At 56.6% G+C, this 26,416-nt stretch carries 18 protein-coding genes, 2 tRNA genes and 3 rRNA genes; 22 read left to right on the forward strand and 1 reads right to left on the reverse strand.

Features of this window, described 5'->3' with window-relative positions; genetic code table 11:
* Positions 1-11: 11 nt before the first annotated feature.
* From CLOEV_RS06125 to CLOEV_RS06170, 10 genes are all read left to right on the forward strand, one after another.
* On the forward strand, positions 12-1,007 hold the full coding sequence (locus CLOEV_RS06125; RefSeq protein WP_008710274.1) for a PhoH family protein: 996 nt from the start codon (positions 12-14) through the stop codon (positions 1,005-1,007).
* Positions 970-3,135: an HD family phosphohydrolase gene (locus CLOEV_RS06130; protein WP_034442578.1), complete on the forward strand. Its 2,166-nt coding sequence runs from the start codon at positions 970-972 to the stop codon at positions 3,133-3,135. The genes CLOEV_RS06125 and CLOEV_RS06130 overlap by 38 nt, the downstream gene beginning before the upstream one ends.
* Positions 3,110-3,607, forward strand: coding sequence for an rRNA maturation RNase YbeY (gene ybeY, locus CLOEV_RS06135; RefSeq protein ID WP_008710276.1), 498 nt, complete (start codon positions 3,110-3,112; stop codon positions 3,605-3,607). Before CLOEV_RS06130 ends, ybeY begins: the two co-directional genes overlap by 26 nt.
* 5 nt (positions 3,608-3,612) lie before the next feature.
* Positions 3,613-4,041 carry a cytidine deaminase gene (locus CLOEV_RS06140; protein WP_034442581.1) on the forward strand — a complete coding sequence of 143 codons (429 nt, stop codon included), beginning with the start codon at positions 3,613-3,615 and terminating at the stop codon, positions 4,039-4,041.
* A gap of 16 nt (positions 4,042-4,057) precedes the next feature.
* Entirely contained in the window at positions 4,058-4,975 is a 918-nt protein-coding gene (gene era, locus CLOEV_RS06145) for a GTPase Era (protein ID WP_034445449.1), read from the forward strand.
* Complete coding sequence (gene recO, locus CLOEV_RS06150) at positions 4,972-5,685, forward strand: DNA repair protein RecO (protein WP_008710279.1); 714 nt, start codon at positions 4,972-4,974, stop codon at positions 5,683-5,685. Before era ends, recO begins: the two co-directional genes overlap by 4 nt.
* A 49-nt stretch (positions 5,686-5,734) precedes the next feature.
* A complete protein-coding gene (glyQ, locus tag CLOEV_RS06155; protein ID WP_008710280.1) occupies positions 5,735-6,634 on the forward strand; it encodes a glycine--tRNA ligase subunit alpha in 900 nt (299 codons plus the stop codon).
* Positions 6,634-8,688: a glycine--tRNA ligase subunit beta gene (gene glyS, locus CLOEV_RS06160; protein WP_008710281.1), complete on the forward strand. Its 2,055-nt coding sequence runs from the start codon at positions 6,634-6,636 to the stop codon at positions 8,686-8,688. The genes glyQ and glyS overlap by 1 nt, the downstream gene beginning before the upstream one ends.
* 94 nt (positions 8,689-8,782) lie before the next feature.
* Positions 8,783-11,419, forward strand: coding sequence for a pyruvate, phosphate dikinase (gene ppdK, locus CLOEV_RS06165; RefSeq protein ID WP_034442587.1), 2,637 nt, complete (start codon positions 8,783-8,785; stop codon positions 11,417-11,419).
* 352 nt (positions 11,420-11,771) lie between these two features.
* The gene (locus CLOEV_RS06170) at positions 11,772-12,782 is read left to right on the forward strand and encodes a deoxyguanosinetriphosphate triphosphohydrolase (RefSeq protein WP_008710283.1); all 1,011 of its coding nucleotides are present in this window, start codon (positions 11,772-11,774) and stop codon (positions 12,780-12,782) included.
* Between the two features lie 73 nt (positions 12,783-12,855).
* Here the strand turns inward: CLOEV_RS06170 and CLOEV_RS06175 are convergent, their stop codons facing one another.
* Positions 12,856-15,168: a transglycosylase domain-containing protein gene (locus CLOEV_RS06175; RefSeq protein WP_008710284.1), complete on the reverse strand. Its 2,313-nt coding sequence runs from the start codon at positions 15,166-15,168 to the stop codon at positions 12,856-12,858.
* 425 nt (positions 15,169-15,593) lie between these two features.
* Between CLOEV_RS06175 and CLOEV_RS06180 the strand changes: the two genes are divergently transcribed.
* From CLOEV_RS06180 to CLOEV_RS06235, 12 genes are all read left to right on the forward strand, one after another.
* Positions 15,594-17,112, forward strand: a 16S ribosomal RNA gene (locus CLOEV_RS06180).
* 57 nt (positions 17,113-17,169) lie between these two features.
* Positions 17,170-17,246: transfer RNA gene (locus CLOEV_RS06185), tRNA-Ile, on the forward strand.
* A gap of 17 nt (positions 17,247-17,263) precedes the next feature.
* A tRNA-Ala gene (locus CLOEV_RS06190) sits at positions 17,264-17,338 on the forward strand.
* 234 nt (positions 17,339-17,572) lie between these two features.
* Positions 17,573-20,542 (forward strand): 23S ribosomal RNA (locus tag CLOEV_RS06195).
* Between the two features lie 41 nt (positions 20,543-20,583).
* Positions 20,584-20,699, forward strand: a 5S ribosomal RNA gene (gene rrf / locus CLOEV_RS06200).
* The 16S, 23S and 5S rRNA genes sit together here with 2 tRNA genes alongside, the layout of an rRNA operon.
* A 186-nt stretch (positions 20,700-20,885) precedes the next feature.
* Complete coding sequence (locus CLOEV_RS06205) at positions 20,886-21,713, forward strand: CheR family methyltransferase (RefSeq protein ID WP_008711296.1); 828 nt, start codon at positions 20,886-20,888, stop codon at positions 21,711-21,713.
* Positions 21,703-22,779, forward strand: coding sequence for a chemotaxis protein CheB (locus CLOEV_RS06210; RefSeq protein WP_051484926.1), 1,077 nt, complete (start codon positions 21,703-21,705; stop codon positions 22,777-22,779). The genes CLOEV_RS06205 and CLOEV_RS06210 overlap by 11 nt, the downstream gene beginning before the upstream one ends.
* Positions 22,780-22,877: 98 nt before the next feature.
* Positions 22,878-24,377 carry an HD domain-containing phosphohydrolase gene (locus CLOEV_RS06215; RefSeq protein ID WP_051484927.1) on the forward strand — a complete coding sequence of 500 codons (1,500 nt, stop codon included), beginning with the start codon at positions 22,878-22,880 and terminating at the stop codon, positions 24,375-24,377.
* A gap of 34 nt (positions 24,378-24,411) precedes the next feature.
* Positions 24,412-24,786: a response regulator gene (locus CLOEV_RS06220; protein ID WP_008711302.1), complete on the forward strand. Its 375-nt coding sequence runs from the start codon at positions 24,412-24,414 to the stop codon at positions 24,784-24,786.
* The gene (locus tag CLOEV_RS06225) at positions 24,779-25,414 is read left to right on the forward strand and encodes a chemotaxis protein CheC (protein ID WP_008711304.1); all 636 of its coding nucleotides are present in this window, start codon (positions 24,779-24,781) and stop codon (positions 25,412-25,414) included. The genes CLOEV_RS06220 and CLOEV_RS06225 overlap by 8 nt, the downstream gene beginning before the upstream one ends.
* Positions 25,414-25,932, forward strand: a complete 519-nt coding sequence (locus CLOEV_RS06230; protein WP_008711306.1) for a chemotaxis protein CheD — start codon at positions 25,414-25,416, stop codon at positions 25,930-25,932. Before CLOEV_RS06225 ends, CLOEV_RS06230 begins: the two co-directional genes overlap by 1 nt.
* Positions 25,933-25,949: 17 nt before the next feature.
* Complete coding sequence (locus tag CLOEV_RS06235; protein ID WP_008711309.1) at positions 25,950-26,390, forward strand: chemotaxis protein CheW; 441 nt, start codon at positions 25,950-25,952, stop codon at positions 26,388-26,390.
* Positions 26,391-26,416: the final 26 nt, after the last annotated feature.

Consider the following 26,416-nt stretch of genomic DNA (forward strand, 5'->3'; position numbering starts at 1 on the left):
ATCTTAAAGTAATGAAAGAAACAAAGCAGGAGGCCGAAAATCTCCTTTCGCTCACCGACGCCTCCGTCGTGAAGCTGCTCGCCGAGCATGAGGAGATCCTGCGCCTTGTCGAGCAGAGCTTTCCCGTAAAGATATACGCGCGGGGCAGCTCGCTCTCTGTCAGGGGCGACGACGAACGGCTGATAAAAAAACTTGAGAACCTGCTCGTGCAGTACGCGGAGCTCTCGCTTTCGGGGCATAAATTCAACAGCGCCGAGATACGCTACGGGCTTCACAGCATCCAGAAGGGCGAGGAGGTCGACCTGCGGTCGCTTTACAACGACGTCGTCTGCATAAGCAACCGCGGCAAGGCCATCCGCCCCTATACGAACGGACAGAAGGGCTATATCCAGGCCATTCGCGACAACGACATAACCTTCGGCATCGGCCCCGCCGGTACCGGAAAGACTTATCTCGCCGTCGCCCAGGCCGTAGCTTACCTGAAATCCGCGAAGATAAGCCGCATCATCCTCGTGCGCCCCGTCGTCGAGGCGGGGGAGCGGCTCGGCTATCTTCCCGGCGACATGAACGAAAAGGTCGCCCCGTACCTGAGACCGCTCTATGACGCTTTTTACGAGCTGCTGCCGGCGGAGAGGTTCGACCGTTACTTTGAGAAGGGCGTCATCGAGCTCGCGCCGCTCGCCTATATGCGCGGCCGCACCCTCAATGACAGCTTCATCATCCTCGACGAGGCGCAGAACACGACGCCGGAGCAGATGAAAATGTTCCTCACGCGCCTTGGCTTTGGTTCAAAGGCCGTGATCACGGGGGATATCACACAGGTCGATCTGCCCGGCACCAAGGAATCGGGGCTCAAAGTCGTGCAGGATATCCTGAAGGGAGTCCCCGGAGTCTCCTTTATCAGGCTCAACGACGGCGACGTCGTGCGGCATGAGATAGTACAGAGAATAGTGAGGGCTTACGAAGACTATGACAGACGGAGAGCGGAAAAGCAGGCTGAAAGATAGCATCACGGCGGTATTCAGCAAATTTTCATTCAGGCGCGAAAACAGACAGTATATCATTTTTCGGGCCATCCTCCTCTGTGTCGCGACGCTGCTTGTCAGCGTCAACTGGTACATGTTCGACCGGAGGGAAAACTATCAGATAGGGATTCCCTCCGAGAAGACATACTTCGCCCTCACCTCGGCGCGGTACGAGGACCGGGCGGCGACGCTCGAACTGCGCCAGCGCGCGGCTTCGCGCATCATCGACGTCATGGTGCAGGACGAGAAGATCGCCTCCGAGGTCTCGCGCCGCCTCGAACTCCTCGAAAAGGGCGAGCTCAAGCAGCTTTTCAACGCGCCGCTGCTCAACATCTATAACAAACAGGGCTCCGCTTCGCAGAAATCGATCGTCGACGCCGCGCTTGACATAGGGCGCAGGGTCCGCGACGAATCCACCGACAGGGAGCAGCAGACGACTCTGGTCTGGAAATATCTCAAGGAGACGAAGCTTTCGCAGTCGGAACGCAACGTCGCCTTTCAGATGCTTGACGTCGTCCTCAACCCCTCCCTCCAATCCGACGGCGAGATGGTCCAAAAGCTGCGTGAAGACGTCGCGGCTCAGATACCGGCCGTGATAAAGGAGATACGCCCCGGCTCCGTACTTGTACAGAAGGGGCAGGTCGTCACCCCGTCGCTCGCGAAGCTGCTCGCCTCGCAGGGCTATCCCGACGCCGCCTTCCCCTGGAAACACCTCATCTTCATCCTCGGCGCGATCAGCATCTGGAGCTTCTGGCCGGTGTGGATCGCCAGCGGCCTGCGCGAGAAGCTTTCGATGCGCGAGTGGATATATATCGCCGTCGTGCTCTCGGTTGTCTGGACTCTCGAGGTCGTATTCGCGCGCTTCGGCGGTTACTCGATGGCCGTGCTCGGCCTCACCGGCTGGCTCTGTCTTACTCTGCCGGTATCGCTCTCATTTCATATCATCTTCGGAGGCGGCGTGATCAGCGTCATCATCGCCTTCGGCACCAATCCCGGCATCGTCTGCCTCGGCTGCATCCTCGCGGCCTTCGCCGCCGGCATCGGCCGCATCCTTTTTATCGACCCGCCAAACCACCGCATCACCATCTGGCGCAACCTCTTCTTCCTCGGGCTCTGTCTGGGAGCCGCCTCTATCTGCATACACTGGGGGCTCGGCCTCTATTTCGATTATAACCTCGCCCTTGGGGCCGTGCTCTTCAGCGCGATCTGGGGAACGATCGTCGTCGCGCTGCTGCCGCTGTGGGAGAACGTCTTCGACGTCCTTTCGCCGCTGCGCCTGCTTGAGTTGAGCCATCCCTCGCAGCCGCTCATCAAACGTCTGCAGATGGAGGCTCCCGGCACCTACAACCATGTCCTCATGGTCGGCACTCTCGCTGAGGCGGCGGCGGACAAGCTCCATATGAACGGCCTTCTCGTGAGGGCCGGCGCTTATTACCACGACATCGGGAAGCTCAAGAACCCGCAGTATTTTGTCGAAAACCAGCGCCACGGGAAGAACATACATGACAGTCTGCCGCCGACGCTTTCGGGACAGCTGCTGATATCGCACGTGAAGGAGGGGCTGGATATCGCCGCGCAGACGAATCTCCCCAAAGCCCTGCGCCGCTTTATAAGCGAGCACCACGGAACTACTTCGCAGCGGTATTTCTATGAAAAGGCGAAGGCCCTCGGCGAGAATGTCACCGAGGAGCAGTTCCGCTATCCGGGGCCGCGCCCGCAGTCGCGCGAGACCGCGCTCGTGATGCTCGCCGATTCCGTGGAGGCGGCGATAAAGGCGCGCAGCAAGCCCTTCGAGAGCAACAGGGAGCTTTCCGACTTCATCAATCAGGTGATACGCAGCAAGGTGGAGAGCAACCAGCTCAACGATGTGGACTTTACGATGAAGGAGATGTCGCTGATAACGGAGGCCTTCATGGAGGTCTTTCAGGCGACCTACCATTCGCGTGAGGTAAAGAACATCAACGAAATAATAAAAGAGGCGAAACTCAAAGGCGGGGAGCATAAGGAAGAGGCTGTTCCCCTGACGGCGGAAGCCCCCGCCGCCCCCGCGGGTAGAGAGAAAGAAGAAGAGGAGGATGATAAGGATGAAGACAACGATACACTGCGGTGAGATATTCAACGAGACGAACAGCTCCATGTGCTGCGGGGAGAGGATAAAGAAGCTCGAGAAAATATTATCCGCATATCTTGAAGAGACGAATCTCCTCCCGGAAGCGGCCGCGGAATGCGAGATATCGCTCACCTTTGCCGGCGCGGATCAGATCGCGGAGATGAACGAGGAATACCGTGAGGTCGCGGGCCCCACCGACGTACTCTCCTTCCCGATGTGGGAGAACGAAGAGGGCGGATTTGAGCCGCCCGATGACTGGGAATGCCTGACGCTCGGCGACATCATCGTCTGCCCGGAGATCGTCGCGAAGAACGCCGAAGAAAACGGCAAGAGCGCCGAGAGTGAGACGGTGCTCGTCATCTGCCACGGCTTTCTGCATCTCGTCGGCTTCGACCACGCGGACGACGCGGAGCGCGAGCGCATGTGGCAGGCGCAGGAGGCTCTCGTCGCCCGATTTTTTGCCGGGGCGTAAGCGAAATGGACGATAAACCGTTATTAAGCAAAGAGGCCGCGAAAAAACTCCTTGCCGAAGCCGCGCGCGCGCGCGCGGCGGCCTACGCTCCCTATTCCGGCTTTTGCGTCGGGGCGGCGCTGCTCTTTGAGGGCGGCCTCACCGTTCCCGGATGCAACGTGGAAAACGCGAGCTACAGCCTTTCCGTCTGCGCGGAGCGCAACGCGATGACGACAGCCCTTACGAAGGGGCTGCGCCGGCCGCTCGCCGTCGCCGTCGCGGGGCCGGAGGGGGTTTTTTGCCCTCCCTGCGGGGCCTGCCGCCAGTTTCTCGCCGAATTCAACCCCGATATGGCCGTAGTGCTCAAGGAGGCGGACGAGCCGGTCGTCTATACATTAAGAGAGCTGCTGCCGCTTTCGTTTTCCCTGGATGAAAACTGCGGCGGCGCTGACTGAGAAAGAGTGGATGCTAATGAGTGAAGATAAAACATTCCGCAGCGGCTTCGCAGCCCTGCTCGGACGTCCCAACGTCGGAAAATCGTCGATAATAAACGCGCTGCTCAAAGAAAAGGTGGCGGCCGTATCGCCAAAGCCCCAAACCACCCGCAACGCGGTGCGCTGCATATATACAGCGGAAGGTGAACAGATCGTATTTGTGGATACTCCCGGCATTCATGCGCCGAAGCACGCGCTGGGAGATTTCATGATGAAAGAGGCGGAGGAATCCCTTATGCTCGTGGACGCCGTCTGCTACGTCGTCGAGGCGCAGGACCGCGCGGTAAGCGAGAAGGATGAGATCATCCTCAAGGTATTGGAGAAGGTGGCGCAGCCTGTCGTGCTTGCGGTGAACAAAACGGACAAGCTCGACAAATTCGAGGATTACAAGAAGGCCGCGGCGGTCTATGAAAAATACATAAGCCCGGCCGCAGTCGTTCCCGTTTCCGCCAACAACGGCAGAGGACTGCCCGAGCTCGCCGCGGCGATCAGCGCGCTGCTGCCGGAGCAGCCTCCGATCTATCCCGAAGATATGCTGATGGATTCTACGGAGCGTTTTCTCGCTTCGGAGGTCATTCGCGAAAAGATATTCCGCCATACCGACGAGGAGGTCCCTCACGGAGTGGCGGTAATAATAGACGAGTTTAAGAGCCCCGACGAATTTCCCGACAAGAAGGTCTGCGACATACGGGCGACGATCATCGTCGACCGGCCGGGACAGAAGGGGATAATCATCGGCAAGAACGGCGCGATGCTGAAACAGATCGGGATCGAGGCGCGCAAAGAGCTTGAGGAAAAGTTCGGCTACAAAGTCTTTCTCCAGCTCTGGGTGAAGGTTAAGCCCGGATGGCGCAAGTCGCCCGAGGAGCTGCGGCGTCTGGGGTATAATAGTTGATCCCGATCCGGCTGCCGCAGGGATACTACACAAAGACTGGAACTGTGCTTCTAAGAAGGGATTCCTCCAGGGAGGGGCAGTCCCTTCTCCTTTTTATGCGCGAATTTGGGCCGCGTTGGGTCAGCGCGCCGTCCGCGACGGGGAAGAACCGCTTCGGAGGCTCCACCGAGCCGATGACCTGGGGGGAGTTCTCGCTCTATCAAAGCCCCTCAAAGCTTTATCTGCAGGGGACCGAGGTCAAGGAAGATTTCCTGACGCTGCGCTCTTCGCCCCCCGCCGTCCTCGCCGCCCTCCGCCTCTATAAGCTCACGGCGAAGGAGGCTCCGCTGAACTGTGAGAATGACGCGGCGCTGCGTATGCTATGGAGCGCGCTTGTGCAGCTCCGGGAGAAATGCCAGCCGTACATCGTCGAATTCCGCTACACATGGAAGCTGCTGAACCTTATGGGGATCGCCCCCTCTCTCGACCTTTGCGCCGAGTGCGGCGAGAGGCTGACTGACGGCGGCAGGTTCACGCAGGAGGGTATGCGCTGCCGCCGCTGTTCCCAGGACCGGGGCGAGCCGGTCAGCGCCCAGGAGCTTGCGGAGCTGAAGGGCGCCGTCTCTCTCCCGCATGATAAATTCATCCTTTGGTCGCGTGAAACGCGTGAAAAAGATTGTTATATTAAGAATTTAAAAAAGTTATCGCCATATTTTAGCAACATGCGTTAGAATAGTTCAAATATGTAAAAGCAGCACTCATCAAAGGAGGCAACAGAAGGTGAATTTTCAAGAGATAGTTATGCGCCTTGAGCATTTCTGGGCTTCTCAGGGTTGCGTCGTCCAGCAGCCCTACGATTTGGAAGTGGGAGCAGGCACCATGAATCCCGCGACGACCCTGCGTGTTCTTGGTCCCGAGCCCTGGCGCGTAGCTTACGTTGAACCTTCCAGAAGACCCACAGACGGAAGATATGGAGAAAACCCCAACAGGCTTCAGCACTATTACCAGTATCAGGTCATAATCCAGCCGACGCCGGACAACATTCAGGAGATGTATATCGAAAGCCTCAAGGTCCTCGGTATAGATCCCGCGGAACATGACATCCGTTTCGTCGAGGACGACTGGGAGAATCCGACGACCGGCGCCTGGGGGCTCGGCTGGGAGGTCTGGCTCGACGGTATGGAGGTCACGCAGTTCACCTACTTCCAGCAGATGGGTTCGATAGATATGGACGTAGTACCGGCGGAGCTGACGTACGGACTGGAAAGAATCGCGATGTTCGTCCAGAAGGTCGACAACGTTTACGACCTCCAGTGGGTCGGCGAGATCAAATACGGCGACGTCCATCACAAAGGCGAGGTCGAGCATTCGACATACAATTTTGAAATCGCCGATACGGACATGCTCTTCAACCTCTTCAACAGGTATGAGGCGGAATCCCGGCGCGTGCTTGAGGCCGGGCTCGTGCTGCCGGCTTATGATTACGTCCTCAAATGCTCACATTCGTTCAACCTGCTTGACGCGAGGAACGCCATCAGCGTCACGGAGAGGACCGGTTATATCGGGCGCGTGAGGAACCTGGCCTCCGCCTGCTGCCAGGCCTACGTCAAACAGCGCGAAGAGATGGGCCATCCGCTGATGGGAAAATTTGACAAATATGAAAAAGGAGGCGCATGCTGATGTCCGACCTTCTCTTTGAAATAGGAACAGAAGAAATTCCCGCGAGGTTTATGCCGAAGACGCTTGCCGATCTTGCGCAGTATGCGGAGGAGGAGCTTTCGGGAGCGCACATACCGCACGGGGAGATCAAGTCGGAATGCACGCCGCGGCGTCTGGTCATCACCGTAAAAGAACTTGCGGAACATCAGGAGGACTCCGTCGAGATCTCGAAGGGGCCGATGAAAGCCCAGGCATTCGGCGCGGACGGCAGTCCGACAAAGGCGGCGCTGGGATTCGCGCGCAGCAAGGGCGTCGAAGTCTCGGAGCTCAAGATCGAGAGCATCGGCAGCGCCGAATATGTCGTGGCGGAGAAGCGCACGAGCGGCCAGCCGACGATGAGCGTCCTGCCTCAGCTGCTGGAAAAGATCATCCATCGCCTCTCATTTCCAAAGAGCATGTACTGGGCCGACAAATCGGTACGTTTCGCGCGTCCGGTGCGCTGGATCGTGGCCCTTTACGGCGACCGCCCGATCGACGTCTCCTTCGGCGATGTGAAGAGCGGCGTCGTCTCCCGCGGGCACCGCTTCATGGGCGCCGAGTCCGTTCAGATAAAGGATGCGGATTCCTACGCGGCGGCGATGCGCGGCAACTGCGTCATCACCGACCCCGAAGAGCGCAAGGCGATGATACTCGCCGGCATCTCCGAAATAGAGAAGGAACTCGGCGCGAAGGTCACCGTAGACCCCGAGCTGCTTGAGGAAAACGTGCACCTCAACGAATACCCGATACCCTTCTACGGAAGCTTTGACAAGGAATTCCTTGACATTCCCGCCGAGGTGCTCATCCTCTCTATGGCCAAGAACCAGCGCTACTTCCCGGTCCATGACGCGGGCGGCAGGCTGATGGCCAACTTCATCGGCGTCAGCAACAACCGCGCGAAGGATATGAGAGTGGTGCGCGAGGGCAACGAGAGGGTCCTGCGCGCGCGCCTCTACGACGCGGCCTTCTTCTGGAAAGAGGACCAGCAGAAGTCTCTCGACGTCCGCGCCGAGGAGCTCAAAAACGTGACCTATCAGGAACAGCTCGGCTCAGTTTATGACAAGGTGCAGCGTATAAAGAAGATCACGCTGCGGCTGGCCGACGAGCTCGCGAGCGACGTGGACAGAACGAAGCTTGCGCGCGCCTGCGACCTCGCGAAGGCCGACCTCGTCACGAACATGGTCTATGAATTCTCCGACGTGCAGGGCGTCATGGGACGGGAGTACGCGCGCAAGGCCGGAGAACCGGAAGAGGTCGCCCTCGCCCTTTATGAGCAGTACCTGCCGCGTTTCGCCGGGGACGAACTTCCCTCCGGGATATCCGGCGCGCTGCTCGGCATCGGCGAACGCCTCGACACGCTGACGGCGATATACAAGATCGGGCTCGAACCGACGTCGTCGCAGGACCCATACGGACTGCGGCGCGCGGCCAGGACGATCAACGAGCTTATCTGGGGACTGTCGCTCGACATAGATATGGACAGGGCTCTTGAAATGGCCGCCTCACAGCTCGAACTCGAGCCGGAGCGCCTCGAAAAGATGAAAGCCTTTATCGCCCTGCGCCAGCAGGTGCAGCTGCGCGAGAAAGGATTCAGCCACGAGGCGGTGGCGCTCGCGATGCAGACCATCCCGAGCCGTCCGCTGCAGATATACCGCCTCGCGGAGGTGCTGACGAAAGCCGGCGGCGAGACGTGGTTCGCCGAGCTCATCACGGCGGCGGTACGCGTCAAAAACCTTCTCTCCAAGGTGGAGGAAGAGGTCGGCGCGGTCGATCCGGCGAAGTTCACCTCGGATTCCGAGAAAAAACTTTACGAAGAACTGGGCAAGCTGACAAAGGACGCCAAAAGCGCCGTCGAGAGCCGCGAATGGGAAAAACTCGCGGCGACGATGGCGGAGCTGGCCCCCGTCATCGCTCAGTTCTTTAACGACGTGCTGGTCATGGACCCCGACGCCGCCGTCCGCATGAACCGCATCGCCCTGCTTAAAGAATGCCAGGCGTTCTTCATGCAGATAGGAGATTTCAGTATATTGAAATAATAAGGTTTTAGTATAAACCGTGATAAAATAGCGAGAAAGCACCAACTAGTGATATCGCAGTGTTTTATTATTCTCTCTTTGAGGAGGAAACGACATGGTTGAATCAACAAAGTACATCTATGATTTCAGCGAAGGCAGCGCCGATATGAGGACGCTGCTGGGCGGCAAAGGCGCCAACCTTGCCCAGATGTGGAAGATAGGCCTTCCGGTACCCCCGGGCTTCATCATTACCACCGAGGCCTGCCATAAGTACTGGGAGGAAAAGGATTTCATCGCCGGCATCTGGGACGACGTCGAAGCCGCGGTGGCGAGAGTTGAAAAGCTGGCCGGCAAAAAGTTCGGCTCTTCGGAAAACCCTCTCCTCGTCTCGGTACGTTCCGGCGCTCCGGTCTCGATGCCGGGAATGATGGATACGATCCTCAACCTTGGACTTAACGACGACACAGTCGCCGCCCTTGCCAAATCCGCCGGTGATGAGAGATTCGCCTATGACAGCTACCGTCGTTTCATCCAGATGTTCTCCGACGTCGTCCTGGAAGTGGACCTGGAAAAGTTTGAAGAGCGCCTCGCGCAGGCGAGAGAGAACGCCGGCGTAAAAGAAGACTACAAGATACCAGCCGAAGAGCTGAAAAAACTCGTCGTCGACTATAAAAAAATCGTCGAAGAGGCCGGCTGCGCCTTCCCGACCGACCCCTGGGTACAGTTGCGCCTGGCGATAGACGCCGTATTCCGCAGTTGGAACACGCCGCGCGCGATCACTTACCGCAAAATAAACAACATCCCGGCCGAATACGGCACGGCGGTGAACATCGTGACGATGGTATTCGGAAACCTTGGAGACGACTGCGGTACGGGCGTCTGTTTCACGAGGAGCCCGTCGAACGGAGAAAATAAACTCTTCGGCGAATACCTCATCAACGCCCAGGGAGAAGACGTCGTCGCCGGCATACGCACGCCTGTTCCCATCGCCTCGCTTGAAAAGGCGATGCCCGAAGTCTACAAAGAATTCCATCGCATCGCGAAGCTGCTTGAGACCCACTACCGCGACGCTCAGGATATAGAATTCACCGTAGAGAGAGGCAAGCTCTACATCCTCCAGACCCGCAACGGCAAACGCACGGCGTCGGCGGCGGTGAGGATCGCGATGGATATGCTCCACGAAGGGCTTATCGACGCGGAGACCGCGGTATCGCGCGTCGCTCCTGAACAGGTCGAACAGCTTCTCCATCCGCAGCTCGACCCCAAAGCGAAGCGTGACGTGATCGTCAAAGGGCTCCCCGCCTCACCGGGAGCGGCGGTCGGCAAGGTCGTCTTTGACGCCGACGAGGCCGCGGAACGCGGCGGAAAGGGCGAGGCGGTCATCCTTGTCCGTCCTGAGACGACCCCCGACGACATCCACGGACTCTTCGCGGCCCAGGGCGTCCTCACGAGCCACGGCGGAATGACGAGCCACGCGGCCGTCGTCGCGCGCGGCCTTGGCAAACCCTGCGTATCCGGCGCGGAATCGGTGAAGATCGACCTGGTCGCCGGTACATTCTCGGTCGGAGGCGTCACCGTCAAAAAAGACGACTTCCTCACCCTTGACGGTACCAACGGCGACGTCATTCTCGGAAAGATAGAACTTATCGAGCCGCAGTTCGATGAAAACTTCCGCGAACTGCTTGAAGACGCCGACAAGATATCAAACATGCAGGTATGGGCCAACGCCGATACACCGGAAGACGCCAGGCGCGCCCGCAGCTTTGGCGCGAAGGGCATCGGCCTCTGCCGCACCGAACACATGTTCATGGCGGCAGAGCGTCTGCCCGTCATGCAGGAGATGGTCGTAGCCACCACGACCGAGGAGCGCGTCGCGCAGCTCAAGAAGCTCGAAGTTATGCAGGAAGAGGACTTCCTTGGGATCTTCGAGGCGATGGAGGGACTGCCTGTGACGGTGCGTCTGCTCGACCCGCCGCTTCACGAATTCCTTCCGAAGATACCCGAACTGACCAAAGCCCTTGAAGGACTCGCTCCTGAAAGCGCCGAGGCGAAAAAGATCAACGCGACGATAGCGCGCGCGAGAGAGCTCCACGAACAGAACCCGATGCTCGGCTTCCGCGGCTGCCGTCTCGGCATGATCTTCCCCGAGATCTACGAAATGCAGGCACGCGCCATATTCAACGCCGCCTGCAAGCTCACGAAGAAGGGGCTCCGCATCATTCCCGACATCATGATCCCGCTCGTCGGCACTCAGGAAGAGATGAAGAGCATGCGCAAGCTCGTTGACGAGACCGGCGCCGCGGTGATCAAAGAGACCGGCGTGAAGCTCGAATACATGGTCGGGACGATGATCGAACTGCCGCGCGCCGCGCTGGTCGCCGACCAGCTCGCCGAGTACGCGCAGTTCTTCAGCTTCGGTACGAACGACCTTACGCAGACGACCTTCGGCTACTCACGCGACGACGCGGAGGGGAAATTCCTCGGCCAGTACGTCGAAATGGGCGTGTTTGAAGAGAACCCGTTCGCAAGGCTTGACCGCGACGGCGTCGGCGCGCTGATGGAGATCGCCGTGGGTAAGGGACGCTCCGTGCGCCCCGGCATCCAGCTCGGCATCTGCGGCGAACACGGAGGCAACCCCTCAAGCATCGCTTTCTGCAACAAGCTGAAGCTCAACTATGTAAGCTGCTCGCCTTTCCGCGTGCCGGTAGCGAGACTCTCGGCCGCCCTCGCGGCGCTAGGGGTATTGAAATAGGCTGTAACTGCTGTCAAGTATCGAAATAGGAAAGAAAACACGGGGCCGCACCCTTCACCACGGAGGGGCGGCCCCGTTACTGTTTTTGTTGTACTTGCTTAACGGAATGGCAGAACACTAAATCGCCGTTTATCTTTTTCGCGCAGCCACCCATAAGCGTCAATTTATCCCTCGCCGGCCTGTTGACGTGTTTGCCCTGAATTCATGATCCGGAATGTTGTACATCCGGCCCTTTGTTGTCTATAATAGCATGGGATATTTACCGGCAGGGGCTATCCTTTATATCATATTTCAGGGCGTGCCCGGCAGCAAACATCAGGCTGCGAACCTGCCCGCTAATGGAGAAGAATAGATGACAATACGCGAACGTTGGGAAGAAATAGAACGGGGGATACTTTCTCCGCAGGCCTGTCTGGCCGTAAACAGCAAGGGGCGGGAGCGCGGGGAGGAACCGTGTGCGATACGCACCTGTTTTCAGCGCGACAGGGACCGCATAATACACTGCAAATCCTTCCGCCGGCTCAAATACAAGACGCAGGTGCTGCTGCTGCCGGAGGGCGATCATTACCGTACCCGGCTCACGCACACGCTTGAGGTCTCGCAGATCGCGCGGACCATTTCGCGCGCGCTGCGCCTGAACGAGGACCTGACAGAGGCGATCGCGCTGGGCCACGACCTCGGCCATACGCCGTTCGGCCACATGGGAGAGACGGTGCTTGACCGGCTTGCGAAGCAAAATGGCCTGCCGGGCTTTCATCACGCGGCACAAAGCCTGCGGGTCGTAGACCTCATAGAAAAGGACGGCAGGGGGCTGAACCTCACCTGGGAGGTGCGTATGGGCATCATCCAGCACTCAAAAGGGCAGGTGGACGTTCGCTCCGGCTATGACCTCAGCAACCCCACCACGATGGAGGCTTGGGTGGTGCGTGTTTCGGATTCTCTCGCATATCTTAACCACGACGTCGACGACGCTCTGCGCGCCGGCCTCATTGAAGCGGGCGAAATGACTCCCGAGATGAAAGAGGTCGTCGCAATACCGAACTCAAAGAGAATAAACGACATGATCATGGACGTGATCGAAAACAGCACGCCGAGCGCCGTCAGGTTCAGCGACGCGATGCTTGGCTGCATCGAGCGGCTGCGCAGCTTTCTCTACCGGCATGTTTACGCGCGCGCCAACGCGCAGATCGAGGATTCGCGCGTTGAACACGTCCTCACCGCGCTCTTTGACGCGCGCATGAAAAAAAACGGCGGCTCGGCCCAGGAGGCCGTGGATATGATATCCGGGATGACGGACCGTTACGCCCTTCATCTCTTCCAGGAGACCTTCGTCCCAAGCCCTTGGCCGAAGCCGAAAATATGATCCCATACGCAAAGCGAAGGCCGGAGGATCAAGCCCCGGCCTTCGCTTTATGTACATTATTTCGCTTGAATCGCTACTCGATAATATTATACTTCTTCAGCAGCTCCTGATACTTTGCCTCCATATCCGTATGCTGGCTCGGGTCCTTCTTGTAGGGATCTGAAGAGGCGCTCGGCAGCTTGACCGGTTCCTTTTCCGAGGTTTTTTTCTGCGGTATCGGGGTGGGTTCATCCTGGCCCGCGGCCGTCTCCGTCTCGTTCGGCTGCCTTGCCTGTTCCTCTCCGCCTAGCCTCATCGCATACTTATTAGAGGTGGTTTCGTCGTCGATAGGCGCGAGCAGGAGCTGCGGCGCGTTGTCGTCCGCGCGCGCCGCAGCGAGAGAACCTCCGTGCCACGGACAGACGGCGGTCGGCGCGTGCCCCTGCGGCAAAAGCAGCGTCGTTGCCGGGCAGCCCTCCGCGGCGATGAATCCGGTCGCTTTACAGACCCTGACAGCCTCGACCTCCGCGTCGCCGGGAATGGAGAATGCTGCGGGGAGATTCATCTTAGTCACCGCGTAGGAGACGAATTCCTTCCATACCGGCAGTGCCGCGACCGCGCCGGTAGACCTGCCTCCCAGCGGTTTGTGGTTGTCGTTGCCGATATATACGACCACGACAAGTCCGGGAACGCCGCCGACGAACCAGGCGTCCGTCCAGTCGTTTGTCGTGCCGGTCTTGCCGAAAGTTTCATAGTTGGGGATCTTGGCCCGTGTTCCCGTGCCCCAGCTCGTGACCTGTTCAAGCATTGAACGCATCGAGACGGCCGTGGCGGGGGATATCGCGTTGGCCAGCTTGGGTCCGTTCTGCTCCAGCGACTCTCCGCGCTGCGAGAGTATCTCCTTTACGGCATAGGGTTCGACCTTATATCCGTTGTTGGCGAAAGCCGCGTAAGCTACCAGCATCTCAAGCGGCGTCAGGCTCGCCGTCCCGAGCGCCACAGAAAGATCGTCGGGCAGATACGGCGTTGTGATGCCGATACGGCGGGCCAGGTCCGCGATGCGTCCTACGCCGTCTATCTGCGCGAGGCGGACCGCGGAGGTGTTGATGGATTTTGCCAGCGCGGTGATCAGCGTCACCTCGCCGTCGAACTTGTTGGAAGTGTAGTTGCCGGGCGACCAGCCGTTGGGGAAAAGCAGCGGGGCGTCAAGAATATGGTCTACGCCGCGGTATCCCTGCTCAAGCGCCGTCGCGTAGACTATCGGCTTGAAAGCCGAACCCGGCTGGCGGTATGCCTGCGTCGCGCGGTTGAACTTGCTCTTGTCAAAATTACGTCCTCCGACCATCGCGAGGATCTCTCCGGTATTTGGGTCCATAGCGACAAGCGCTCCTTCATACGGCATCTTCGAAACGATCTCTTCCGCTTTCTTTTGAAGGTCGATGTCAAGCGTCGTATGCACCTTCAGGCCGCCGCGATATATCTTCTCCGTGCCATAGTTTGGAAGCAGCTGCTTGAAGAGGATGTAGGAGACGAAATAGGGAGCTCCCTCAAGAGATATGGAATTGGACCTCGCCGTGCGTTTGGCAAGAACCGGCCTCTTGTCTATATAAGAATCATAGTCGTCCTTCGATATCCAATCGAGATCAAGCATCCTCCGCATAACGTAGGCTTTTCTTGTCTGAGAACTCTTCTCGCTTCTGAAGGGGGAATACTTCTCCGGCGCCGCGACCAGTCCCGCCAATATCGCCGATTCATCTATAGCCAGATTCCTTGGTGATTTTGCGAAATATGTTTTGGACGCCGCCTCCACCCCGTAAGCGCCGTGCCCCATATAGATGGTGTTCAGATACATTTCGAGCAGCTGGTCCTTGGTATATATCCTCTCAAGGCGGAGCGCGAGGATGGCCTCCTTCGCCTTGCGGATGATAGTCTTCTCGTTAGACAGGAAAAGGTTTCTCGCCAGCTGCTGCGTTATCGTGCTCGCTCCCTGCTTGGCTCCCCGGTGGAAGACGTCGACGACCAGCGCGCGGACGATCGCTATCGGCCTGATGCCGGAGTGTTCATAGAAAGAATCGTCCTCCGCGGCCAGTATGGCCTTGACCATCCACGGAGATATCGCGTCGAGCTTTACCCACGTCCTGTTTTCCTGAAACAGTTGGGTGACCACCTTGCCGTTGCGGTCATACACCGTCGTCGCGAGGCTCGGTTCATGGTCGAGCATATCCTGATAAGAGGGGAGCGTCGCCGTGATATCTTTAAGGAAAAATATCATCGCCACCGCGACGACGGCTCCGACAACCGCTGCCAGCAAAGCCAGCGTTGAGAATAGAGAAAAGACAAAGGACTTCTTTTTCTTGGCTTTATGTTCCAGAGAGAAGTCCGTGTCATTACGGACCGTATGAGACATTATTTATTTACCTCCGAAATCGATCGTACATACAACGGCATTATATCATATATCGATATCCACCCGGCCGTATTACGCAATATATACCCAACCGCCGAAGGCTGTCGGGGTAGAGTTGATTGAGCCTGCTTGATGATTATAAACCTTACGGCATAATAAACATACCCGATAAGAGCGCGCGGCTGCTCGGGGCAGAGGCATGGACGTCAGCCCTACGCCCGGATAAAAAATTTTTTCGCAAGAGATACGAATTTTTTAAAAATAGGGGGTTGCAATTTTCAGCAATCCGTAATATACTACCTCCTGTCGCCGATACGAGGCACCACCAAATCGGAAACGGCGGCACGAACCATGTCAATAGAATACAGTGCGTAAGGAATAAAAAGAATTACTTTAAGCAATTCCAGCGAGAGAGATTCCAGAATCAAACGGAGAGTTTGATCCTGGCTCAGGACGAACGCTGGCGGCGTGCCTAACACATGCAAGTCGAACGAAGACCATAGAGGAGCTTGCTTTAATATGGTTTTAGTGGCGGACGGGTGAGTAACGCGTGAGGACTTGTCGAGTACAGGGGGACAACAGGTGGAAACGTCTGCTAATACCCCATAAGCCTTCGGGTAAAAGGAGCGATCCGGTACACGAGAGACTCGCGTTCTATCAGCTAGTAGGTGGGGTAACGGCCCACCCAGGCCAAGACGGATAGCCGGACTGAGAGGTCGATCGGCCACACTGGAACTGAGACACGGTCCAGACTCCTACGGGAGGCAGCAGTGGGGAATATTGGGCAATGGGGGAAACCCTGACCCAGCGACGCCGCGTGAGTGAAGAAATCCCTCGGGATGTAAAACTCTGTTGTGTGGGAAGATAATGACGGTACCACACGAGGAAGCCCCGGCAAACTACGTGCCAGCAGCCGCGGTAATACGTAGGGGGCGAGCGTTGTTCGGAATTACTGGGCGTAAAGCGCACGCAGGCGGACCAGTAAGTCTGTCGTCAAAGGCGGAGGCTCAACCTTCGTTCCACGATAGATACTGCGGGTCTAGAGTATGTGAGAGGGAAGTGGAATTCCCGGTGTAGCGGTGAAATGCGTAGATATCGGGAGGAACACCAGTGGCGAAGGCGGCTTCCTGGCACACAACTGACGCTCATGTGCGAAAGCCAGGGCAGCGAACGGGATTAGATACCCCGGTAGTCCTGGCCGTAAAACGATGGGATACTGGGGTGTGGGTGAAGCAGTTCATCCGTGCCGTAGTTAACGCGTTAAGTATCCCGCCTGGGGACTACGGTCGCAAGACTGAAACTCAAAGGAATTGACGGGGGCCCGCACAAGCGGTGGAGCACGTGGTTTAATTCGATGCAAACCGAAGAACCTTACCTGGGTTTGACATACTACCGGTACTGACCTGAAAGGGAAGGGACCCCAGCTTGCTGGGGAAGTAGAACAGGTGCTGCATGGCTGTCGTCAGCTCGTGTCGTGAGATGTTGGGTTAAGTCCCGCAACGAGCGCAACCCCTATAGCCAGTTGCTAACAAGTGAAGTTGAGCACTCTGGCGAGACTGCCGCCGACAAGGCGGAGGAAGGTGGGGATGACGTCAAGTCATCATGGCCTTTATGCCCAGGGCGACACACGTGCTACAATGGACGGCACAAAAGGCAGCTTACTAGCGATAGTTGGCGAATCCTTAAAAGCCGTTCCCAGTTCGGATTGCAGTCTGAAACCCGACTGCATGAAGCCGGAATCGCTAGTAATCGCAGATCAGCCAAGCTGCGGTGAATACGTTCCCGGGCCTTGTACACACCGCCCGTCACACCACCCGAGTTGGGGGCACCCGAAGCCGCAGGCTTAACCCGTAAGGGAAAGAAGCGTCTAAGGTGCGCCGAGTAAGGGGGGTGAAGTCGTAACAAGGTAGCCGTACCGGAAGGTGCGGCTGGATCACCTCCTTTCTAAGGAGCAACATAATTTTTTGTCTCCTCGCAATTCCTTACGCACTGCTATTGAGTGGGCCGATAGCTCAGTTGGTTAGAGCACACGGCTGATAACCGTGAGGTCGGAAGTTCGAATCTCCCTCGGCCCACCATTTTATTGCCATCGATTGGGGATGTAGCTCAGTGGGAGAGCGCCTGCCTTGCACGCAGGAAGTCGTCGGTTCAAATCCGATCATCTCCACCATTATGATGCCCTTTTTTAGGCATCATGCACCATGACAAAAGACCTTCAAAACCGCAGGTTTTGAAGCCCGTAACTCCCAAACATAAGATCCGCCGGTTAGATGCGTCAGCTGCGAAGCGACTGCGTCTCGACTGGAGCGGAATCGTATACAAATACGTTGGAGCGAAAGGCGAGGCGCAATCGCGAAGCAGATGGCGCATATAACCGGCGGCAAGGTGTATAAAGGATTTATGAGGTTAAGGTACAACATAGCACGAGGGGAATGCCTTGGCGCTGAATGCCGAAGAAAGACGCAGCAAGCTGCGAAAAGCCGCGGGGAGGAGCAAGCATCCCGTGATCCGCGGATCTCTGAATGGGGCAACCTTCACAGAGCAACCTGTGAGCCTATCCAATAGGCGGCAACCCGGGGAAGTGAAACATCTCAGTACCCGGAGGAAAAGAAATCGTAAGAGATACCCCAAGTAGTGGTGAGCGAAAGGGGCACAGCCCAAACCATATACATGCCAAGCCTGCAGGCGTTGTGTAAATGGTGTAGAGGGACCTGTCGCGGAGTCCTGCAGAACTCCGAAAGAGTTACAAAGCCGTTTTATAACCGAATCGAGTTGGAAAATCGAGCCACAGAGAGTGAAAGCCTCGTAAGTGAAATAAAAAGGCCTCTTAGACAGACACCCAAGTAATACGGAGCACGTGAAATTCCGTACGAATCCGGGCCGACCACGGTCCAAGGCTAAACACATTCAGCGACCGATAGAGAAACAGTACCGAGAGGGAAAGGTGAAAAGCACCCCTGGCGGGGAGTGAAACAGACCTGAAACCTCGTGCTAACAAGCAGAGGGAGCATCTTCGGATGTGACCTCGTGCCTCTTGGAAAATGAGCCGTCGAGTTATAGTACGTGGCAAAGTTAAAAACTACAAGGTTTGCAGCTGCAGCGAAAGCGAGTCTGAACAGGGCGCAAGTCGCGTGCTATAGACCCGAAGCCATACGATCTATCCATGTCCAGATTGAAGACCGGGTAACACCGGTTGGAGGATCGAACCACAGCCTGTTGAAAAAGGCCTGGATGAGGTGTGGATAGGAGTGAAAAGCTAATCGAGTATGGTGATAGCTGGTTCTCCCCGAAATGCATTGAGGTGCAGCCTCAATCGATAGACTGCAGGGGGTAAAGCACTGAATAGGTAAGGGGGCAGCACTGCCTGCCGAGCTTAATCAAACTCAGAATACCTGCAGATCAAGATTGGGAGTGAGACTGCGAGTGCGAAGATCCGTAGTCGAAAGGGAAACAGCCCAGCCCGACAGCTAAGGTCTCAAAGCCCATGCTAAGTGTTACAAGGATGTGGGGATGCCCAGACAGCCAGGAGGTTGGCTCAGAAGCAGCCACCCTTGAAAGAGTGCGTAACAGCTCACTGGTCGAGCGTCCCTGCGCCAAAATGTGGGGGGCTAAGCATGGCGCCGAAGCTTCGGATTCAATGGAGATATCTATTGACTGGTAGGGGAGCGTTCTTTATAGGACGAAGCAGTGCTGTAAGGCACTGTGGACAATAAAGAAGTGAGAATGACGGCATGAGTAGCGAAAAGTGTGCGAAAACACACTCACCGAAAACCCAAGGATTCCTGGGGAAGGTTCATCCACCCAGGGTTAGGCGGGACCTAAGGCGAGGCCGAAAGGCGTAGTCGATGGACAGCGGGTAGACAATCCCGCCCTTCGGTAGCTCGTTTGACAGAAGTGGTGACGCAGAAAGCTATGCACGCCGGGTGATGGAAATCCCGGTACAAAGTCGTAGGCTGAAAAAGAGGCAAATCCCTTTTTTCTAAAGGCCGAGAACTGACGTGGAAGAATCTGATTCGAGAAGGTGCAAATGCTCGGCTGCCGAGAAAAGCCACTATGGAGAACTATCGAACCCGTACTCAAAACCGACACAGGTGGGTTGGCTTAGAAGGCTAAGGTGAACGGGATAACCATTGTTAAGGAACTCTGCAAGTTGACTCCGTAACTTCGGGAGAAGGAGTGGCTGGAGATGTTAAAACTATACGTAATAAGCATCTTTGGTTCGCAGAAACCAGGCTCAGGCGACTGTTTAACTAAAACACAGGACTCTGCTCAAGGCGCAAGCCGAAGTATAGGGTCTGACACCTGCCCGGTGCTGGAAGGTTAAAGGGAGAAGTTAGACGCAAGTCGAAGCCTTGAACTGAAGCCCCAGTAAACGGCGGCCGTAACTATAACGGTCCTAAGGTAGCGAAATTCCTTGTCGGGTAAGTTCCGACCTGCACGAAAGGTGTAACGATCTGAGCGCTGTCTCGACAGTGGACCCGGTGAAATTGTGGTACTGGTAAAGACGCCAGTTACCCGCAGTAGGACGGAAAGACCCCGTGGAGCTTTACTGTAACTTGATATTGAATTTCGGTATAGTATGTATAGGATAGGTGGGAGTCAGTGAAATAAGGACGTCAGTCTTTATGGAGACACCGTTGGAATACCACCCTTATTGTGCTGGGATTCTAACCGCAAGCATTGAAGCATGATGCGGGACATTGTCAGGCGGGCAGTTTGACTGGGGCGGTCGCCTCCCAAAGAGTAACGGAGGCGCGCGAAGGTCACCTCAGTGTGAATGGAAAACACACAAAGAGCGTAAGGGTATAAGGTGGCTTAACTGTGAGACTGACAGGTCGATCAGAAACGAAAGTTGGTCCTAGTGATCCGGTGGTCCTGAGTGGAAAGGCCATCGCTCATCGGATAAAAGCTACCCCGGGGATAACAGGCTGATGCCGCCCGAGAGTTCCTATCGACGGCGGCGTTTGGCACCTCGATGTCGGCTCATCGCATCCTGGGGCTGAAGCAGGTCCCAAGGGTTGGTCTGTTCGCCCATTAAAGCGGTACGTGAGCTGGGTTCAGAACGTCGTGAGACAGTTCGGTCCCTATCCACTGTGGGCGCAAGGTATTTGAGAGGAACTGTCCCTAGTACGAGAGGACCGGGATGGACGGACCGCTAGTGAACCAGTTATTCCGCCAGGAGTAAAAGCTGGGTAGCCATGTTCGGATCGGATAACCGCTGAAGGCATCTAAGCGGGAAGCCGGCCTCAAGATGAGATACCTCATTGCATAAGCAAGTAAGGTGTCCGGCAGACGACCGGTTAGATAGGTTGGGAGTGTAAGAGGGTAACGCCCTTTGAGCTGACCAATACTAATACACCGAGGCCTTAACCTCATAAATCCTTTATAGACCTGATAGAAGGTTTATATAAAGTTTCCGGTGATTATGGAGAGAGGGTCCCACCCAGTTCCATGCCGAACCTGGCAGTTAAGCCTCTCATCGCCGATGGTACTACGGAGGGTATCCGTGGGAGAGTAGGTCGTTGCTGGAATTAATTGAGAAAACAGACTCAGGAGATCATCCTGGGTCTGTTTTTTTGTCTTCTGTCTTTTAACCTGAATGGTGATATAATCAGTAAAATTTACGTTGTCATAGAGCGAATGGCAGTAAGTGCGGCCGTAGGTCTCGTGGCGAGGGTGTTTTCACGCCGTTCATCGTTATTGTCGGGAGGGTCTTGATGCTTGTTCTGAACGACCATGAGTTTCTTCGCGCCGTTGATTTTGTGAGAAATCATTATGGCATCAACCTTGAAAAGAAGTACGCCCTTGTTCAGGCGAGGCTGGCCCTTGATATTGAACATAAGGGGTATCCGTCGTTCCGAAAGTATTTTGACGAGGTCTTTTCCAACCCGCACGGCGTCGAAGCCCAGTCCATGATCGATAAGATATCGACAAATCATACATTTTTCTTCCGCGAAAATTTTTGTTTCGAACATATGAGGGACGCGGCCGTTCCCGCCCTTGTCGACAGCGGTGTGAAGCATCTCTCTATCTGGAGCGCCGCGGCCTCCACGGGACAGGAATGCTATTCCATCGCGATGGTTCTCGACGATCTGCTGGAGGACCGTTACAGTGGCGTTTCTTTTTCGATACTCGGCACCGACATAAATACCGAGGTGCTGAGAAGGGCGGCCGCGGGCGTATATACCAGGGCCGAGATACAGAAGATACCGCCGCATTTTCAAAAACGCTATTGCCGGAGACGCCAGGACGGTGATTATGAGATCGTTCCCAAATTGAGGTCGCTCGTCTCATGGAGGAGGATCAATCTGGCGGAACCGTTTAAAGGAGTTTTCCGCTGTCATCTTCTTTTCTGCCGCAATGTAATGATCTATTTTGACGCCGAGGCGAAAGCCGCGCTGGTGAGGCGGCTCTACCATGTCGTTGCCGACGGCGGTTACCTCTATCTCGGAAGCGCCGAGACTATCGACCGGGAACGGAAATATTTTACTTACGTATCCCCTTCGGTATTCTCGCGCAACAGGGGGACCGGCTGTGAACGCTGACGTAATAAGGGTCTTTATTCTTGAACGTTCTCCCCGAATGATGATAAAGCTGCTCTCTTTTTTTGAGAGCAAGCTTGATGTCGAAGTCGTCGAGGCTAATCAAAATGTCGACGCGTTTCTCGACGAAGCGCGGCGCTTTGAGATGAAGGGACTGATGGACAAGCTGCGCCCGGAGGTCATCGTAGTCGACCTTTGCGAGCCGGTGAAAAACGATCTCGTTATTTTGGCAAAGATAAAGGAGATGGCCTTTGTCCCCGTCATCGCTTTCAGTACGCTTGAGCTGCCGCGCAGAGATGTCTCTGAAATGGGATTTTATTCTCTCGTCCGGCGGCCCTCCCTCGATGATGAGCAAGATGAAAGGACGGCTTTTAATAAGCTCCTTTATCATATCCGCAACGCCTCGTTTTTTAATGATCAGTCATTGAAGAAAGCCGGCCAGGCAAGGAAAACGCTTACTTCCCCCCCTGCGGCCGCCCCCGCGCCCGGCGCGGTCCGCCTTATCGCGATCGGAGCTTCCACCGGCGGGACCGAGGCTTTGATAAAGCTCGTTTCCGCGTTCCCGGAAAATATGCCCTGTATAGCCATCGTCCAGCACATCACGAGGGGGTTTTCCGGCATTTTTGCCGAACATTTGGCGAGGCGCTCTCTTCTGCGCGCGCGCGTGGCTTTTGATGGAGCGCCGTTATGTCCAAATGTGATCTATGTCGCGGCCGACGACACGCATTTGACGGTCGAGCGCTGCGGCGCGCAGTTTGTATTCCGCTGCTTGCCGGGCGAAAAGGTCTCAGGGCATCGCCCGTCCGTGGACGTACTTTTCAATTCCGTCGCCGGTCAGGTAGGGCGCGCCGCGATCGGAGTCATTCTCACCGGTATGGGCAAAGACGGGGCGGAGGGGCTGCTTGCTATGCGCAGGGCGGGGGCATTTACTATCGGGCAGGATGAAGCCAGTTCGCTTATATATGGTATGCCGAAGGTCGCCTTTAATCTTGGAGCGGTGGAAAAACAGCTCCCCTTGAATAGTATCGCCGCGGGAATTGTGGGAAAAATACGAAATGAAAAGCAGTAATTTTGCCGTTGTTTAGTATATAATAAACAACGGCATTATTTTTTCCAAAATTTTGTAAATTGGTCGTTAAGCCGGTCTGAGGTTTCTGGGGGGATATTATGCATAAATATAATATGCTGATCGCCGATGACTCCGATTTTAATAGAGCTATACTGCGCAAGATATTTTCCGCGGAGTACCAGATAGCGGAGGCAAGCGACGGCGTTGAGGCGCTCGCTTATATAAAAAGCCACGGCGGCGAGCTGAGCGTCGTGCTGTTGGATATCCTTATGCCTAACTTTGACGGTTTCGGGGTCCTGCGGTCGATGTCCCAGCTGAAGCTGATCGACGCGATACCGGTAGTCATCATCACCGCCTATGGCAATCCCAACAATGAGGAGCGCTGCCTCGAGATGGGGGCCTGCGACATCATTAATAAGCCTTTCAGCGCCGGCACTATCACCAGGCGTGTCCGCAATGTCGTTCAGGCGCATCAGCACCGGGATAAGCTTAAAAAGCTGGCTCGCGACCTGTCCGTCAGGCTCCAGCGCAGTTTCTCCAACATAGTCGACACGCTTTCCACCATCATTGAAAACCGAAATCTTGAATCCGGCCAGCATATCACGAGGACACGGCTCTACACAAAGGTCCTGCTGAAAGAGCTGGCGGCGTCCAATCCATCCTACGGATTGGACAGCGCCGCGATAGAGACCATCTCGAGCGCCGCGGCGCTGCACGATGTCGGCAAGATCGTGATCCCCGACGCCATTTTGAATAAACCCGGCAGGCTGACGGCCGAGGAGTTTGACGTTATGAAAAAGCATGCCGCCGAGGGCGGCGTCATCGTAAAGCATCTGGGTGACGGACAACATGAAGATTATCTCAGTTACGCCTATGAGATAGCGTTTTGCCATCACGAACGCTGGGACGGCAAAGGGTATCCGCGCGGGCTGCGCGGCGACGATATCCCGCTCTGCGCCCAGGTCACCGGCATCGTCGACGTCTATGACGCGCTTACCACCAGAAGGGTCTACAAGCCGGCATATACGCATGAGAAAGCCATCGGGATGATCATGAACGGCGAGTGCGGAGCGTTCTCGGATGATATACTGCGCTGTTTTATGAAGGCGTCGCCCGAGCTCAGGCGGCTGGCCGGCGAATACAGCGACGACGCGGCGGCGGAGCTTTCTCCGACCGGCTCCGAGGGCTGCGGCCGGCGGCCGGCGGAGGAGAGCGAGGTCCCGCGGGAAAAAAGCAGCCCGTTTTATGAGTTCCTCCGTGATTGCGGGGAACTGTTTTTTATCGCCGACCTCGAAAGCGGGCGGATCTATTGCAGCAATCGCGGCATAAAGGAGTTTCCCAGTGAATTTACTGTCTCCTTTTCGGAGCTTATGGATTCCGCGGCTCTGAACGTCCACCATGACGACTGCTATAAGTTCAGAAAACAGGTCATGCTCATTGAAAGCGGCATCGAATGCGGCGGCATCGATTTCAGGTGGCGCGCCGCCGACGATGTTTACAGGGTGATCCATGAGGAGGCGCACCTGTATAGAGACATGGAGGGCAACGAGAGGTACGCGATAGGATTGTTGAGCGCGGCCGGGCAGCAGCGGCGGTGAAGAGCGTTGATATCATGCAAAGGTGGAAAAGCGAATGAATAAGATCCTGATCGTAGACGACGCCGCTTTTATGCGCAGCGTCATCAGGGGAATCCTCGAAAAGGGCGGCTATGATGATTTTTGCGAGGCGGAGGACGGAGACGTCGCTTTCTCCCGCTATAGGGAATATGCGCCGGATCTTACCATCCTCGACATCACGATGCCGCGGCAGGACGGAATAGAGACGCTGAGGCAGATCATCGGTTTTGACGCGGCGGCCCGCGTCGTCATGTGTTCGGCCATCGGTCAGGAGCCGCAGATAGTCAAGGCCATCAATCTTGGCGCGAAAGATTATATCGTCAAGCCTTTTCGCCCCGACAATATGCTGCGCGTCGTAGACCGCTACCTGAGAGAGGGCGGAGATGCGTAACGAAGACGGGCGCGGGGCTATTGCTATGAGCGATCATCAGAACGACGTCCTGAGGGAGATGGGCAACATCGGCTCGGGGCACGTGTTGACGGCTCTTTCGCAGATGACGAAAAGGGAATTTTCCATCTCCGCCCCCGACGCTGAGTTCCTGGACTATGAGGAGCTGCCGGCGAAGATGGGCGACGCGGAGGACGCCCGGGCCGCCGTGACCGTCGACCTTTCCGGCGATATCGAGGGCATCTTCATGTTCATCGCCGACCGGTCTCTGGCGGACGCGCTGCTCTCCTCACTCGGAGTCGGCTTGGCCGCGCCGGAGTTTTTCTATGAAATGGAGCCGATGCAGCGCTCGGCGCTGCTGGAGGTCGGCAACATCGTCGCCAACTCTTACGTCACGGCGATATGCGGACTGACGGGGCTCTCGGTCTCAAGCTCGGTGCCGGCGATGTCCGTTGACATGCTGGGAGCGCTGCTGAACCTGCCGGTGCTGCGCTATGCCGTCACGGAGTCGCGGATGATTTACATGCGCAGCGCTTTTTGTATAGACGGGGAAGAATTCAACGGGAACGTCGTGCTATTCCCCGACCATCCGTCGCTGGAAAGATTGATGGCAAGCGTTGGGCCGAACTGATGGAAGAGAGGATATATGTGAATATCGCGCAGCGCAGGTCGGCGGCCGCCCCCGCCGTATTCGTCTGCAGCGCGCTGGGGTCATGCATCGCGGTATGTCTTTATGACGCGATGCGGCATATCGGCGGAGTGGCGCACATACTGCTGCCGAACGCTCCGGTCCCGCTGAAGGGCGCCAACCCGGACAAGTTTGCCGACCGCGGCATCGCTGGACTTGTGGAAGACATGGCGGCGATCGGGGCGGAAAAACGGAAGCTGCGCGCCAAGATCGCCGGAGGCGCCTGCCTTTTTGATTTCGGGCAGCACGCCGCGAACGCCGGGGGCCGCGCAGGGACGGAGTTCAGCTTTGCGGCAATTGGCGAGAGGAACGCCGTCGAGGTAAAAAAGGAGCTTTTGAGGCTCGGCATTCCGCTTATAGCCGAGGACGTCGGAGGCAGGTACGGACGCTCGGTCAGTTTCAGCGCCGCCAACGGAGAGCTCCTCATTAAGAGCCTTAAGTACGGCAAGCTGGTAATATGAAGAGAGGAGGCGGCGCGGTGGGATATTTCAGCAGAGATAAGGGAGCCGAGGCGCCAAAGATCAAATGCGCGGAGTTCCTCACCTTTAAATGCGGCGAACAGCGATACGGCATCCCGCTGGCGATGGTCGCGGAGATAACCGCGCTTACGGAGCTTTCCGCCCTTCCGGACGCGACTGGGGAGATCGCCGGCGCGGCGGAGCATAAGGGCGCCGCCTACACGGTCGTGGATATGTCGATGCGGCTGCTCAGAAAGCCGGCCGCGATCTCGGAAAAATCTTGCCTGATCATCCTGCGGGACGGCGGCGGCGCGGCCGGAGCCTGCCTTGTCGACGAGCCGGGGGAGATAGTGGAGATCCCTGAGCGGGATATGGAAAAAGAGGTGTCGCGGGGATTTTACCTTTGCCGCCGCGAGGGCAGAAATATACTCTTGCCCGATAAGAAATTCTTTTTTATTTAAACTTTATTCAAAATATAAATTCCGCG

Origin of the sequence: Cloacibacillus evryensis DSM 19522, assembly GCF_000585335.1 — a bacterium.
GTDB classification, from domain to species: domain Bacteria; phylum Synergistota; class Synergistia; order Synergistales; family Synergistaceae; genus Cloacibacillus; species Cloacibacillus evryensis.

Bases quoted from the DNA above. Each gene is read 5' to 3' on its own strand.
- CLOEV_RS06125 (WP_008710274.1), top strand. From the start codon at position 12: ATGAAAGAAACAAAGCAGGAGGCCGAAAATCTCCTTTCGCTCACCGAC.
- CLOEV_RS06130 (WP_034442578.1), top strand. From the start codon at position 970: ATGACAGACGGAGAGCGGAAAAGCAGGCTGAAAGATAGCATCACGGCG.
- ybeY (WP_008710276.1), top strand. From the start codon at position 3,110: ATGAAGACAACGATACACTGCGGTGAGATATTCAACGAGACGAACAGC.
- CLOEV_RS06140 (WP_034442581.1), top strand. From the start codon at position 3,613: ATGGACGATAAACCGTTATTAAGCAAAGAGGCCGCGAAAAAACTCCTT.
- era (WP_034445449.1), top strand. From the start codon at position 4,058: ATGAGTGAAGATAAAACATTCCGCAGCGGCTTCGCAGCCCTGCTCGGA.
- glyS (WP_008710281.1), top strand. From the start codon at position 6,634: ATGTCCGACCTTCTCTTTGAAATAGGAACAGAAGAAATTCCCGCGAGG.
- ppdK (WP_034442587.1), top strand. From the start codon at position 8,783: ATGGTTGAATCAACAAAGTACATCTATGATTTCAGCGAAGGCAGCGCC.
- CLOEV_RS06170 (WP_008710283.1), top strand. From the start codon at position 11,772: ATGACAATACGCGAACGTTGGGAAGAAATAGAACGGGGGATACTTTCT.
- CLOEV_RS06175 (WP_008710284.1), bottom strand. From the start codon at position 15,168: ATGTCTCATACGGTCCGTAATGACACGGACTTCTCTCTGGAACATAAA.
- CLOEV_RS06205 (WP_008711296.1), top strand. From the start codon at position 20,886: ATGCTTGTTCTGAACGACCATGAGTTTCTTCGCGCCGTTGATTTTGTG.
- CLOEV_RS06215 (WP_051484927.1), top strand. From the start codon at position 22,878: ATGCATAAATATAATATGCTGATCGCCGATGACTCCGATTTTAATAGA.
- CLOEV_RS06220 (WP_008711302.1), top strand. From the start codon at position 24,412: ATGAATAAGATCCTGATCGTAGACGACGCCGCTTTTATGCGCAGCGTC.
- CLOEV_RS06225 (WP_008711304.1), top strand. From the start codon at position 24,779: ATGCGTAACGAAGACGGGCGCGGGGCTATTGCTATGAGCGATCATCAG.
- CLOEV_RS06230 (WP_008711306.1), top strand. From the start codon at position 25,414: ATGGAAGAGAGGATATATGTGAATATCGCGCAGCGCAGGTCGGCGGCC.